Source organism: Chitinophaga polysaccharea, from assembly GCF_902150045.1.
GTDB classification, from domain to species: domain Bacteria; phylum Bacteroidota; class Bacteroidia; order Chitinophagales; family Chitinophagaceae; genus Chitinophaga; species Chitinophaga polysaccharea_A.
Genome location: NZ_CABFVU010000005.1, coordinates 177,510 through 191,957, shown reverse-complemented (window position 1 = coordinate 191,957; position 14,448 = coordinate 177,510). Strand labels below are relative to the sequence as shown.

The following is a 14,448-nucleotide window of genomic DNA, read 5'->3' as shown; positions in this document are numbered from 1 at the left end:
GCGCGGGCCTGCTTTTCAAACGATGCCACCCGCAGGGTAAGCAGCTCTATACATTTTGATTGCAGGTAGAGGCTATTTAAAACAGCCTCTTTTTTATGCAGGTAATGCGTTGTCGTTTTTAGCCCTGTAATTGTCGCATACGTACAGCCCCTGACAAAATATTGTTTTGAATCTTTGTAAGGTAATAAAACTGTACTGTATGAATAAGCGTTTCATCACCCAAGCGGGGCTTCTACTTGCCATCATTATAACCGCGATGGCCTGCCAGCCGAACCAGGAAAAAGCCCCGGAAAAAACAGCCGGATCTGCAGATACTACCCGGCCTCAAAACATCAAAGCCAATGAAACGGGCTATGCCGATGTAAATGGCTTAAAGATGTACTATGAAGTATATGGTAAAGGTGAGCCGATCGTATTATTACATGGTTCCTACATGACCATTCCGCTGAACTGGTCGGGTTTCATCCCCCTGCTGGCCGGAAACAGGAAAGTAATAGTAGCGGAAATGCAGGGCCATGGCCGTACCAGGGATATAGCCAGGGAATTTAGTTATGAAGGGATGGCAGATGATGTATCCGGTTTATTGAAGCACCTGAAAATAGACAGCGCCGATATACTGGGCTACAGTATGGGAGGCGGGATAGCTTTCCAGATGGCCATTCGCCATCCTGAACAGGTGCGTAAACTGATCGTGTTGTCCGGTTCCTATAAGCATGATGGATGGTGGCCCGATGTGGAAGCCATGTATAGCACCATCAACGCCGATATGTTCAAGGGATCTCCCCTGGAAAAGCAGTATGATAGTCTTGGTAATGACCCTGCCCATTTCCCTGACTTTGTAAAAAGAGTGATCAGTATAGACCTGAAACCATATGATTGGTCGAAAGAGGTTAAAAATATAAAGGCGCCCATCTTCATGGCTATTGGTGATGCCGATGGTATAAGATATGAGCACGCACTTGAGCTGTTTCGTGCCAAAGGCGGAGGGAAAATGGGAGATATTCACGGCCTGGCCCAGTCGCGCTTAGCCATCCTGCCAGGCACTACGCATATAGGCATGATGCAGCGTACAGACTGGCTGATACCGATGATCAACGACTTTCTTGATGCTAAGCCAGGTGCAGCGCCGCCTACTTTTTAAACAATTGGCTTTCGAGCGTTTCAAAATAATATAGCTTAATCCTTCGGGGTTATAACATATACAGGGATGCGGGCAGGCCTGATAGCCTGCCCGCATCCTTTTTAGAACTTAAAGGTTACGCTTGCCAGGAAATTGACAGGCTTCTGTGGTATACCGTTGGTATCCCAGTATTTTTCATTTAAGAGATTATTACCTTTCAATGCCAGGCGGTATTTCGGCTGATCATAAAATACCGAAGCGCTCAACAGGGTATATGCCGGCAAAAGGAAAGTATTGCTGGATTCGAACCAGGAGTCGCCAACATAGTTTCCGCCTGCACCAAAGCCCAGGCCCCTTGCCTTTCCCTGCAGCAGATGATAACTTACCCAGATATTAGCTATATCTTTCGGGCTACCCACAATCAGCTTACCCTGCAATGCGGGAGATGCTTTCGTATACCTGTTCTCGTTATGGGCATAGCCGGCAACGATATTCAGGCCGGTTACCGGGTTAGCGGTCAGTTCCACCTCGTATCCCTTGCTGCGCTGCGTACCATCCTGGAACATAAAGGTTTTCCCGTCTACAATCTCCGTCCGGGTAACATTGGTCACATCGATGTTGTAATAACTGGCAGAACCGCTTAACCTGTTATTGAGCAGCTCTACCTTCACACCGCCTTCCCACTGGTTGCCCTGCTGGGGCTTCAGGTTCAGGATGGTATTATCCGGCTGTACAAGCGGGGCAAGGTTTACAAAACCATTCATATAGTTGGCAAACAAAGACACCTTGTCTTTCAATACCTGGTATACAATACCCAGTTTGGGCGATAATGAATTCTGGGAATAATCACCGGCATATTTACCGGTGGCCACCGTGTAGGTGCCTTCAGTGGTAAAGCGGTCGGCGCGCAGGCTCAACATGGTCATCAGTGCCGGGGTTATGTTCAGCACATCGGAAGCATACACACTGTAACTGTTGGACCTGGTACGGGTAGCTGAAAATCCTTTCTGATAGGATAGCGCATCAATCAGGTCAGCATTCAGTTCTTTTACCGGTTGATTGATATTCACTTCATCATAGCCAACAGTAACGCGGTTCAGGCTATTATAGTTGTGGTTATAATCGATACCTATCACCAACCGGTTTCTCAACGATGCGATCCTGAAATCGCCTATAAAATTCTGCTGCAACTGAATATTACCAAACGTTTCGGGTTTCTGATTCCTCACACTGCGCGACATGGTGGAATCTGTGAGCAGGGTCATGTTGGTCCAGTAAAAATGTTTATAGAAGCCTTCGGAAAACAGGTAATTCGTTTCGGAGGTCCAGGCGTCTGATATTTTATAGGTGATCTTGCCCTGTATGTTATTGATACCATTGCTGATATCGGCCCCGTTATTAATGTACGAACGCTTGTACCCGATGTTAAGATCTTTAAAGCTTCTCGCTTTCACATTTTTAAAATCGCTCACTGCATAAGTACCGGTAGCGAAGTTGCCCCTGGTAATATCCACGTCTACCAGGAAATTCAGCCGGTCGTTCACCTGGTAAGAGAAGCTGGGAGCAATGGTATAATTCTTCGCATATCCCTGGTCCTGGAAAGAGCCTTCCGTTTGCCCGGCGGCATTGAGCCGGAACAGCAGGGTATGATCATCATTCAGCGGGGCATTGACATCTGCGGTAAAGCGTGCAAATTCAAAGCTGCCGCCGGTGAAGCTTATATTTCCGCCGAAATGATCGTACGGCTTCTTGGTCACATAGTTATAAAGCCCGCCGAAAGTGATGTTCCGGTTGCTGCCAAACAAAGTGCCCGAAGGCCCTTTTATTACTTCTATACGCTCAAGGATAACCGGGTTCAAGGGCACAATTGCGCTGGTGACCATACCGTTTCGCATACCCGTGGCATTGGCAAAACCGCGTATGCTCATACCCTGGGAGCCGCCTACCGCGAAATTGGGCACTGCACCGGGAATATTCCTGTAAATATCCGTACGTTCGGTGATCAGTTGCTCCTGCATCAGGGCTTTGCCTACGGTCTGGTATACCTGTGGGTTTTCAAGGTTCTTCAGGGGAAGCCTTGCTACCTGGTCTGTATTTTTATCCGTAAATTTATTACGGTTGCTGTTAACAACAATTTCCCGCAGTTGTGTATCAGATAATTCCAGCCGGAGCGATACATTGGTTGTCTGGCCCTTTTCCACGCGCACATTTTGCCTGAGCGTCTGGTATCCGATCAGTGAGATCTCTAACTGGTGGTCGCCGGCTGGCACCCGGTGAATAGTAAAGGCGCCATCGTCCCCCGTAATGGCAGTTCTTGAAGTCCCTTTTATCGTCACTGTTACAGCCGCAGCGGTTTGATTATCACTGGTAGTTATTATTCCTTTAATAGTACCAAAATCAGTTTCCGTATCGGAGAAGGCATACAGCGGCAGTAATAAGATCAGGCAGTACAGTAATTTCTTCATGGTTAGGCGTAAAAAATTTTCTGCAAGATATCGCAGGAGAAACTGCCTTGTTTTAATATTCCGGAAAAGTATTTATTGAAAAGGGAAATATTGTTAACTACGGGGATGTAAGGTGCTTCTGAATATCTGCCGGCAGACCGGCAAAAAAAAGCGCCCCGGTTGTTTCCTGAGACGCTCTTCTTTTTATTTGTATGGCTTTAGAACTTAAACGTTACGTTTCCTGAAAAGCGCCGTGGCATTTGCGGTTCAATGGTGCTCCAGCCTTTGTAGTATTCTTTGTTACCGATGTTATCGAGTTTGAACGCTACATTAAACTTGTTGGTGTTGTAAAACAGGGAGCCATTTAATACCGTGTAAGATGGTAAAGTGAACACGCCGGTAGTGAGCCTGTTGAGGATCATGTTTTCGCTGGTATAATTGCCGCCGAAGCCGATACCAAAACCTTTCACCGGGCCGTTCTGGAATTTGTAAGTGATCCAGAGGTTAGCGAGGTTTTTAGGGCCTGCTTCTTCAGGGCGTCTGCCCAGGTATTCCTTATCGTTTGTTTCAGTGAATTTACTGTCGTTGTAGCTGTAGCCACCACTGATGTTCAAACCAGCCACCGGGTTAGCTACGATCTCCGCTTCTACGCCGCGACTGGTTCTTTCGCCACCCTGGGTATAGCCTGTTGTTGTGCCGCCACCTGTTTGCAGGATGATGTTCTTTACTTTAATATCGTAGTAGCTTACGGAACCGGTGATCATACCACCCAGTAGGTTTACTTTCACACCGCCTTCCATCTGGTTGGCCTGCTCAGGATCGAAGCTTACCCACACATTGTCGCCACGCTGCCGTGGTGCGCTGTTGGTGAAACCATTCATATAGTTCACAAAAACAGACAGCGTATTCAGGATAGGCTGGTACATGATACCAAATTTAGGCGACAGCGCGGTTTGAGAGTATTTATTGTTTTCGCTTACAGTAAGACCGCCATTCTTAAAATGGTCTACACGCAAACTGGCCATTACGGATAAGCTGGGCAGGATATTGAATACATCAGACACATAAGCGCTGTATGTTTCCTGTGTGAGGTTGGAATTGTCGACCCGTAAAGCATTCAGCAAGGAATCGGTATGTTGCCTTGACAGGATACCGTTGTCGTTACCAGCCATATCCACCAAGCCATTCAAGGCATAGCCGGTGCTGTTGCCCTGTGTGTGGCGGTTGAAATAATCCAGGCCGGCCACTACCCTGTTGCGGAACTGCCCGATCTTAAAATCGCCGGTGAAGTTCTGCTGGATATCAGTAGTATTGGTGCTCCCGTTCTGGTAGCTGATATATCTTGCAAAAGTGGGTGAAATATTGGGAAAACCAGGCATGGCGGAAGAAGCCTCGTAGAGATAGGAATAATATCCTTCTGATTTAGCGGTTCCTCTTGATACAATGGTTTGCGAGGTCCAGGTATCGGATAATTTATAGATGGCCTGGGCCTGTACGCTGGAAGTAGGCGTTTTGATGCTGAGGTTGTTGCTGGTATAAGAACGTTTGTTATCGTATCCCAGCTCCTGCAGGTTCTTTGCGAACAGCGCGGTACCACGGTCCAGGAACAACATGGTAAGATTGGTACTTTCCGAAGAAAGGAATTCCGTGTTCAGCATGAGGGTGAGGCGGTCGCTGACATGATAGGTAAGCGACGGCGCGATGAAGCGTTTCTTTACGAAGCCTGCATCCTGGAAGCTGTTCTCATCGTGGTAAGCGCCGGTTACGCGCAGCAGCACTTTATTGTCTTTATCCAGGGGAGTATTGATATCAGCGGTAACGCGATTGAGACCATAGCTGCCACCGGTATAACTGATTTCACCACCGAAGTGGTCATAAGGTTTCTTTGTAACGGTATTGATCAGACCGCCGTAGGAAACAACGGAGCTGCCAAAGAGCGTACCGGAGGGGCCTTTCACTACTTCAATCCTGTCTATGTTCGCTACATCCAGGCCTCCGTTGGTTAAACCGGGCAGGCCGTTTACCAGTGTAGGCTGTACCGCGAAACCACGGAGGGAGTAATAACTGGCGCCGTCGCCATCACGGCCGGTAGAAGACCATAATTTGCTGATACCGGGAGCATTGTTGAGGGCATTGTCGTAGCTGGTTACCACCTGGTCTTTTATGAGCTCGCTGGAAATAACGCTGTATACCTGCGGGTTCTCAATATTTTTCAATGGCAGTTTGGCTACATACTCGCTGCTTCTTTTGGTGTATTTATTCCGGGAGGCAGTTATCTCTACTTCATTCAGGTTCTTTTCAGAGATATTAAGCTGAAGATCTATGGTAATGGTTTTATCTTTTTCCACGGTCACCTCCCTGCTGGTGGTTTCATATCCGGTAAGCGATACCTGGATCGTATAATTTCCCGGGTTGATGTTGCGGAGTAAGTAAATACCGTTATCGTCTGTGAGGGTTGTTTTTTTGGTGCCTTTCAATACCACTACCACGCCCGGCGCCGGCTTGTTGTCTGAAGTAGTTACCAGCCCTTTAATGCTGCCGCCATTGTCTATTTCTTCGGCAGATACGGTGTTGAATAACACTACACTGAGTAACAATAAACACCAGCCTGTTCTCTCTAAAGATTTCCTTATTGATTTCTCCATTGTCTGATTCCTTAAAATTTGCAGGCGCAAAGTTCGGGGCATATGCTATATCTCTGCAGACAGATACGGAATTTGATTTACGCAAAGCGGAAAAAGTTGTTGTGTAAGGGGCAAACCGGAAATTCCCCGGGAATAAAAAAGGGCCGCACCATTTCTGGTGCGACCACTTCTTCTTCATCCACTATCTATCTACTTAACTTTTACATTGGGTACGGGAGCATTATCCCTTATTTCCTCGCTGGCGGTGGTTACCAGGGTATCGCCGGCAGTGAGCTCTCCGAACACTTCGGTTTTACCGTTTTCACTGCGACCAGTAGTTACCGGTACCCATTTCGAATGTTTGTCCCGGATCTTCAGCACAAATACGCCTTTGGTAGAATTAAGGACTGCAGACGAGGGCACCAGGAAATTGCTGGCGTTGCCGGTGAGGGGAATGGCTACTTCCGCCACCATACCGGGCAACAATGATTTATCGTTATTGGCTACATCAATTTCAATATGCTGCGCCCTGAGCTTGCGGTCCAGTGCGCCGGCCAGGCGGATCACTTTTCCTTTGAATTCTTTGTTGTTCAGAGATCTTACCTTGAAAGCTACTTCGCTCTGGTTAGTCAGGTAACTGGTGTAGGCTTCCGGTACGCTCACCACCAGCCTCAGTTTCTTCTGTTCCTGCAGGGTAAAAATAGGCATTTCAGAGCCCTTTCCTGAAGGGCCCACATAGGCGCCGGCGCTTACATTACGCGCGGTGATCACACCGCTGAAAGGCGCACGTATTTCCAGGTAATTACGGTTGTCGCCTACTTCGCGGTGCGCAGCTTTGGCTGCATCCAGCTGGGCCAGGTCGGATTTCTGCCGGGCAAAGGCCAGGTCCAGGTCGTTCTGTGAAACAGTACCCGGCGTTTTACTCGTTTCCAGCAGGCGATCGTAAGTAGCCTTACTGGACAAATAAATGGCCTCCTGCGATTTCAGGCGGGATTCGGCGCCCGACAGCTGTGAGTTGATCTCCGGCGCTTCCATGGTAGCCAGCAGCTGACCGGTGGATACTTCGCTTCCTACATCTACATTCATCTTTTTAATAAAGCTGCTCACCTTGGCATAAAGATCCACCTGCTGGAAAGCGATCAGCTCACCGGGGATCTGGATGGAAGAAGACAGGCTGCCCTTTTCCAGGGAGAAAACTTCAAGAGGGGCTGCTGCTTCAATGGCGGATGTGTCTTTTCCTTCTTTGGCGCCGGAAGTACTGCAACTGTACAGTCCTGCGGTGATCACCATCGCTGACAATAAAGGAAATGTAATACGGGTACCGCTGTTCATAAAGTATATTTTAAAAGAATTAGATAATGGTTATGCTTTTTCGTCCGATGGGATATAGTGAATACTTTCTTCATCCCTGGGGTGCAGCGATACGCTTTGCGTGCCCGCTTTTCCCTGTCCCCATGCAAACGCCAGAGGCAATATAAACAAGGCCGCAAAGGTGGATGCCACCAGGCCGCCGATCACGGCCCTTCCCAGCGGCGACGACTGGTCGCCTGCTTCACCAAGACCGCTGGCCATAGGGATCATTCCCACCACCATAGCCAGGGCTGTCATCAGGATAGGACGGATACGCAGGGCAGCCGCTTCTGATGCGGATAACAGCGCATCGCCGTTATGCTTGCGGAGCTGTTCCGCATTGGTGATGAGCAGCACTGCGTTGGAAATAGACACCCCTACCGACATGATCATCCCCATGTACGATTGCAGGTTCAGCGTAGAGCCGCACAGCATCAGCAATGCAAGGGAGCCTAGCAATACTGCCGGCACTGTAGCCAGTACCACCGCCGATACTTTGAACGACTGGAAATTGGCCGCCAGCATCAGGAAGATCACCACGATGGCTACAATCAATCCGCCCTGCAGGCTATCCAGCGTATCGGTGAGCGTACTGCTTAACCCGATCAGTTCCACGTTCAATCCCCGGGGCAGCTCTCCTAATGCAGCAATGGCTTTCTTTACATCTGCCGAAGCCGAGCCAAGATCTGTATTATTCAGGTTAGCCGTTACCGTTAGTGTAGGCATGGCGCCCAGGTTATCCACTTCACCATAAGTAGTATCTACCGACATGGTAGCCACATCACTCAGCACCGGGCGGGAAGCATTTCTTAATAAAGGGATTTCCCCGATCTGCGCCTGGCTGTTCATCTTACTTTCCGGCACCTGTACCTGCACGTTGTAACTCAAACCCGCTTTTTCATCTACCCAAATATTCTTTTCCGTAAGCCTCGACGAAGAAGTAGAAGCCACCAGGGAACGGGATATATCATTCATATCCACTCCCAGCTGCGCGGCCCTGATACGGTCTATATTTACATTGATAGCAGGATATTTTATGGATTGCCCCAGCTGCACATCACGGAGATAAGGCAGTTTCTTTAACTGGGTGATCAGCTTCTGCGCATACTGCTCGCTCAGCTTCCGGTCCCGGCCTGCAAACCTTACTTCCACCGGTGTGGGTGAGCCCTGGCTGAGGATCTTATCCGTTAGTTCTATAGGCTCAAAGGAAAGACTGATCTTCGGATCAATCGCTTTTGCTTTCTCCCTGATCTTATCTTTTAATTCATCGAGGTTGGTTTTGTAATGCTCGCTGAGCGATACCTGTATTACAGATTCATGCGGGCCTGCCATCCACAGGAAGATGGGCGCCGTGGAAAACAGCTGGGGGTGCATTCCAATATACGCGGAGGTGATAGAAACGTTCTCCTTTCCTACTACCTGGTTAATACCATCCAGCAGCTTGATGGTTTGTTCTTCCGTACGCTCAATACGTGTACCATCAGGCACCCGCATTCTCACCTGGAACTGGCTGCCATTTACTTTCGGTAATACATCACGGCCAATGCTGTTCAGCAGCAATGCCACGATACCGCAAACGGCTACCAGGTAAACGATCACAATCGGTTTACGGTAAGGCATCATCCGCTGGATAAAGCGCAGGTAGCGGTTTCTCAGGCGTTCAAAGCCACCAACTTTGCCGTTGTTGTTAAAGTCGTGGCGCTCCACCAGCAATTTCTTTTGCTCCCAGGTATCTTTCTCCCCTGCAAGACCGGCAGCCGCAAACTCTTCCGCATCGGTCATCTCCTTACCATCTGCTTTTTTATGATGCTTTACTTTCATGACCCAGTTGGCCATGATAGGCACAAATGTTTGTGCCAGGAAATAAGAGATGATCATGCTGAAACCTATGGCCAGGGCCAGCGGCAGGAACAGGGAACCAGGGATGCCCCCCATGGTAAATGCCGGTGCAAACACCGCGAGGATACAGAACAGGATCAGCAGTTTTGGGAAAGCAATTTCCTGGCAGGCATCCCAGATGGCCAGTGCTTTGGGTTTGCCCATATCCAGGTGCTGGTGTATATTTTCTATCGTTACCGTACTCTCATCTACCAGGATACCGATAGCCAGCGCCAGTCCGCTCAGCGTCATAATATTGATGGTTTGCCCGAAGAGGCTGAGGAAAAGTACAGCGGAAATAACCGAGGTGGGAATAGTAAGGATCACGATCATCGCACCGCGCGGATCACCAAGGAATAACAGTACCATTAAGCCGGTAAGGATGGCGCCGATGATACCTTCTGTGAGCAGGCTTTTTACGGAATTGATCACGTAGGTGGACTGGTCAAACTCATAGCTCAGTTTCACGTCTTCCGGCAGCTGCGCCTGCATTTTGGGCAACGACTTTTTCAGGTTCTGCACCACTTCCCAGGTAGAGGCGTCTGCACCTTTTGCAATACTGAGATATACAGAGCGGCGTCCATTTACCAGGGCATAGCCCGCGGTAACATCCGCCCCGTCTTCTACGGTGGCTACATCTCTCAGGTAAAGGTTTTGTACATCTCCCTTAAACAAAGGTATATTTTCAAAATCCTTTACTGTACGGATAGTAGTATTGGCAGGTGTGATATAGTTGTTATCCCCGATACGCACGTTACCGGAAGGCGCCGTTTGGTTATTTAAACGCATGGCTTCCACCAGCTGATCCGGCGTCATGTTATGCTGGCGGAGCAGCTCAGGATCTGCCTTGATCACCACGGTACGCATGTTCCCTCCGAATGGAGTGGAACCTATCAGCCCGGGGATAGATGTAAAGGAAGAGCGCACGTATACGTTGGCCATATCCAGCAGTTCGTTGTTACTGCGTTTATCGCTGCTCAGTACCAGCTGGCCTACCGGCAAAGTGGAGGCATCAAAACGTATAATAAACGGCGGGTTGGAACCAGGTGGAAAGATGGCCTGTATCCTGTTGGAGAAGGCGCTCACTTCCGCTGCCGCCTGCGCCATATTGGTACCAGGATAAAAGTTGATCTTCATCAGCGTAAGCCCCTGGATATTTTTTGTTTCTATGCTTTTAACACCATTTACAAAAAGGAATATGTTGATATATTGTTTGGCAAAGAAGGATTCCATCTGCTTTGGCGTGTACCCACCAAAAGGATGCGACACGTAAATTACCGGCATATCCAGCTTCGGGAAGATATCAATCTTGATAGTATTGACTGCTTTTATCCCGAAGAAGAACAGGCCGGCAACCAGCACCAGGATGGTGATGGGTTTCTTTAAAGCAAAACTGATTAGGTTCATGGTACTGAAATGTTGATAAATAAAGCCGTCAATGGCGTCCGTTTAACGAAAAGCTAATTTTCAAAGATGCTGAAGTCGCCCACTGCGGCGGCTTTCAGCAATAGTGCCTGCCATACATTACTATAGGCAATATCCTTGTCTGTTTCCGCCCTGATGAGCGCATACAGTGCCTGTGTTACATCCACCAGGTTGGTCAGTCCGTTCTTATACAATACTGATTTCTGGAGATAGGCATCTGAAGCGGCTTTCACCTGTACGGGCGATTCCAGGTAGTTATCCAGCGCGTTTTTAATTTTTATATCGGAGAGATCCAGCTGTGCACGGATCTGCTGATCAGCAAGATTATATTCTTCCTGCAGGCCCTGGCTGGTGAGCTGTTGCGCCTTCACCTGCCTTGAAATACGGAAGGGCTGTGTGATATTCCAGGTAACGCCTATGCCAAACAGGTAATTGGTGCGGGTAGGTTTTACGCCATCCCAGTAGTTGTGCGTAAAGTCCGTTTGATCAGCTGCATAGCCATTGCCAAACCCGGAGCCCCTTGTCTGCAATACGCCTACCAGTGTAAACGCGGGGTAGTAAAAGGTTTTGGCATACTTCGCCTGTTCATCGCTCAGTGCGATCCTGCTTTTATACCATTGCAGCAGCGGGTGGTTTTCCGGGGAAAGGGCTTGCTGTGGCAGTGCAGGGATGCGGGCTACGTAAGAAGTATCCAGAATAAACTGCCGGGGTGCAATACCCAGCAGCTGCGCCAGTTCATTGCTTTGTGTTTGTTCAAAATCCCTTGCTTTAGTAAGGGCAATTTTTGCATTGGAGTATTCCGCGTTGGCCTGGGAGGAGTCCACGCCTGCTATCAGCCCGTTCTTCACGCGGGTAACCACTACTGTTCTGATAGTGTCTGCACGTTCCAGATTTTCCCTGTAGGATCGGGTGAGCTGTTGTGCAGCAACGAGGTTTAAATAAGTGGCCGCCACTTTTATTTTGTGCTTAAAAATCTCCTGTTGCCAGTCTTTGTCGTTCTGAGCGGCGGCCGCTAATGCTGTTTTAACTTTTTCCTTAGCCCTGCCAAAAGCGAAGAAATCCCAGTTGATATTAGTAAGGTATAAAGCGCCGAAGGAGGCGTTCCAGTTCTGATGATCGAGGGGCAGGCCGGAGGAAGCCACGCTTAAGCCTCCGAAGCCATACAGCGGGCCATTCTGGCCGTTTACGGTACCATAATCCTGCTGTGCTGCCACATTCAAATTAGGCAGGTAATCGCGGCGGGCCTGGGATACCTGTTCCCGGGAAGCTGCAGTGTAGCTGGCTTTGGCGCGGATGGTCCCATAATTGGCAATAGCCGTATCAATAGCCTGCTTAAGTGTAAATACCTGTTGTGCATACAAGTTGTAGCCCGGAAACAGGGATACAACCGCCAACAGCCAATATTTCTTGCTCCACATGAATAGATAGATTTTACGGTTGAAATGTCCTGAAGGATATTCAACCGCAAAATTTCTGTATCATTTTGAAGTAAACTTGAAGGAAACGGAAATCCGGGATTTTTTTTTGTGAGATGGACAGTTAAACAGCTACTGCGGCCGCTGCAGACTGGGTTTCGCTGTTTACTGTCTGTTTTTTGTAAAATGCTACCCGGATCTTATGCCAGCCATCGGCGTAATCGTATTCCACTTCATAGCCGTTCACTTCGCAGATCTGTTTAACGATGGCAAGCCCAAGCCCGATACTGTCGTTGCTCTGGTTGCTTTTCTTAAACCGCTGGAACAGTTCACAGGTAGGGATCTGTGGAGGTATACCAGTGTTGCTGATGCAGAGATCGCGGTGGGTGAGCACCATTTTTATTTGTCCGCCGTCGCGGTTATGCCGGATCGCATTGCTCAGCAGGTTGCTGATAAGCATTTCCGCCAGTGCGGGATGAATACTGAGCGGGATATTTTTATCGAGGTTGGTGGTGAGTGCAATTTCGCGCATAGTGATCCAGTCTTCATAAGTGGCGATCACATCTTTCACCACGCGGCAAAACTTAATGCTTTCAGACACTTTGAATTCCTGGTTCTCCAGTTTGGTAAGCAGGATAAGGGAGCGGTTGATATGCGACAATTTTTCGATCGCGTTCTGCATATCTCCTATCAGTGCGGCTTGTACGCCATCGATATTGGTTTCAGACAGCAGTTCTATTTTGCTGCGGATCACGGCCAGTGGTGTTTGCAGTTCATGCGAGGCATTTTCGCTGAACTCTTTTACGGCGGCGTAATCTTCCATAGCCTTATCGGTCATTTTGCTGAGAAAAACATTCAGCTCTTTGAACTCCGTAGTAGTGGTTTCCGGCAGCTGCAGTTTATTTTTCTGTTTCAGGTCGAAGCGGTGAATGGCTTTCATGGTACGGCGCAGCGGGGAAAAGATCTTCCTGGAAAGCAATCGCGCCGTTACAGACACCGCGAAGATCATGAGCAGCATTTTCCATACTACGGTGCTAAGCATGCCGCGGAATATTTCTTCCGACTTGATCACATAATTAAATGAAGATATTTTATATGGCTGGTTGCCGATCATATACCAGGAATCTACCGTGATGCGGCATTCCTTCTGACCAAGGTCTTCCGCGATGAAATTATCTTTTGTTACCGCCACTTTCTTTTCCGGGAGCGGGCCTGTGATGGTGCTGATCTGTATGGGCCGTCCATGGGTATAGCGGTCCGGTTTTTCGCCGGCCATCATTTGCTGGGCCACCCGGTCGTTCACGGCGGTCATACGCGCTATTTCCGCATCATCCAGGTGTTTTTTGATGTTGTTCCGGGAGATGTACATCGTGATGGGCGTGATCAGGAATACGATCCCGATAAACCATAACGTTATTTTATTAAGCAGCTTCATGTTTTGGAGGTATTAAACTTGTACCCTAATCCATACACCGTTTCTATATAATCCACTCCTTCTGCGGCGCTGATCTTCTTTCTCAGGTTCTTTACGTGCTGGTATACAAAGTCGAAATTAGCCAGGTTGTCGGTGTAATCGCCCCAGAGGTGGGCAGCGATCGCCTGCCGCGACAATACCCGGTTCTTATTGACCACAAAATACAACAACAGGTCGAATTCCTTCCGGGTTACATCCAGGAGGGTATTATTGATCATGGCCTCCATGGTATCTGTATTAAGCTCTATCTCGTTAAAAACAATGAGGCTATTCCCATCCAGCTTCTTACGGCGGTAAATGGCCCTTAGCCGGGCATGCAGCTCCGGCAGGTGAAAAGGCTTTGTTACGTAATCGTCTGCTCCCCGCTCGAGGCCGTTCACTTTATCATCCAGCGCATCTTTGGCGGAGATGATCAGTATGCCGCTACTGATGTTTTCCTGCCGGATGAAATTAAGCAGCTCCAGCCCGTTGCCGTCAGGTAGCATAATATCCAGCAGGATACAGTCGTACGTGAAAAGGGAAAGCTTTTCCCTGGCTGTTTCCATATCATAAGCCAGCTCACTGATATACTTTTCCCCGTTGAGGTAATCGGAAATACCGCTGGCCAGTTCCTTGTTATCTTCTACAATCAATACTTTCATAAAAACATACCTGGGTGCAAGGTGCAGGGTAAATTTATAGCAAATTTGAAGTTTTTAGCGCGGATTTTGTCTGACTC

General features: G+C 48.6%; 8 protein-coding genes. 1 reads left to right on the top strand and 7 read right to left on the bottom strand.

What is annotated here, in order from left to right:
- Window positions 1-199: 199 nt before the first annotated feature.
- Window positions 200-1,141, top strand: coding sequence for an alpha/beta fold hydrolase (locus FN124_RS28815; RefSeq protein WP_142688257.1), 942 nt, complete (start codon window positions 200-202; stop codon window positions 1,139-1,141).
- Between the two features lie 101 nt (window positions 1,142-1,242).
- On the opposite strand, the gene FN124_RS28810 is transcribed toward FN124_RS28815, so the two are convergent.
- The 7 genes from FN124_RS28810 to FN124_RS28780 form a co-directional block, all read right to left on the bottom strand.
- A complete protein-coding gene (locus FN124_RS28810; protein ID WP_142688256.1) occupies window positions 1,243-3,585 on the bottom strand; it encodes a TonB-dependent receptor in 2,343 nt (780 codons plus the stop codon).
- 197 nt (window positions 3,586-3,782) lie between these two features.
- Window positions 3,783-6,209, bottom strand: coding sequence for a TonB-dependent receptor (locus tag FN124_RS28805; RefSeq protein ID WP_142688255.1), 2,427 nt, complete (start codon window positions 6,207-6,209; stop codon window positions 3,783-3,785).
- A 189-nt stretch (window positions 6,210-6,398) separates the two neighbouring features.
- The gene (locus FN124_RS28800) at window positions 6,399-7,520 is read right to left on the bottom strand and encodes an efflux RND transporter periplasmic adaptor subunit (protein WP_142688254.1); all 1,122 of its coding nucleotides are present in this window, start codon (window positions 7,518-7,520) and stop codon (window positions 6,399-6,401) included.
- A 30-nt stretch (window positions 7,521-7,550) separates the two neighbouring features.
- Entirely contained in the window at window positions 7,551-10,823 is a 3,273-nt protein-coding gene (locus FN124_RS28795) for an efflux RND transporter permease subunit (RefSeq protein WP_142688253.1), read from the bottom strand.
- A 53-nt stretch (window positions 10,824-10,876) separates the two neighbouring features.
- Window positions 10,877-12,259, bottom strand: a complete 1,383-nt coding sequence (locus FN124_RS28790) for a TolC family protein (RefSeq protein ID WP_142688252.1) — start codon at window positions 12,257-12,259, stop codon at window positions 10,877-10,879.
- Between the two features lie 121 nt (window positions 12,260-12,380).
- Window positions 12,381-13,691, bottom strand: a complete 1,311-nt coding sequence (locus FN124_RS28785; RefSeq protein ID WP_142688251.1) for a sensor histidine kinase — start codon at window positions 13,689-13,691, stop codon at window positions 12,381-12,383.
- Window positions 13,688-14,371, bottom strand: coding sequence for a response regulator transcription factor (locus FN124_RS28780; protein ID WP_142688250.1), 684 nt, complete (start codon window positions 14,369-14,371; stop codon window positions 13,688-13,690). Before FN124_RS28780 ends, FN124_RS28785 begins: the two co-directional genes overlap by 4 nt.
- Window positions 14,372-14,448: the final 77 nt, after the last annotated feature.

What these genes read in the sequence shown, in the direction of transcription:
- FN124_RS28790 (WP_142688252.1), bottom strand. Translation starts at nt 12,259, where the DNA reads ATGTGGAGCAAGAAATATTGGCTGTTGGCGGTTGTATCCCTGTTTCCG.
- FN124_RS28780 (WP_142688250.1), bottom strand. Translation starts at nt 14,371, where the DNA reads ATGAAAGTATTGATTGTAGAAGATAACAAGGAACTGGCCAGCGGTATT.
- FN124_RS28805 (WP_142688255.1), bottom strand. Translation starts at nt 6,209, where the DNA reads ATGGAGAAATCAATAAGGAAATCTTTAGAGAGAACAGGCTGGTGTTTA.
- FN124_RS28800 (WP_142688254.1), bottom strand. Translation starts at nt 7,520, where the DNA reads ATGAACAGCGGTACCCGTATTACATTTCCTTTATTGTCAGCGATGGTG.
- FN124_RS28810 (WP_142688256.1), bottom strand. Translation starts at nt 3,585, where the DNA reads ATGAAGAAATTACTGTACTGCCTGATCTTATTACTGCCGCTGTATGCC.
- FN124_RS28815 (WP_142688257.1), top strand. Translation starts at nt 200, where the DNA reads ATGAATAAGCGTTTCATCACCCAAGCGGGGCTTCTACTTGCCATCATT.
- FN124_RS28785 (WP_142688251.1), bottom strand. Translation starts at nt 13,691, where the DNA reads ATGAAGCTGCTTAATAAAATAACGTTATGGTTTATCGGGATCGTATTC.
- FN124_RS28795 (WP_142688253.1), bottom strand. Translation starts at nt 10,823, where the DNA reads ATGAACCTAATCAGTTTTGCTTTAAAGAAACCCATCACCATCCTGGTG.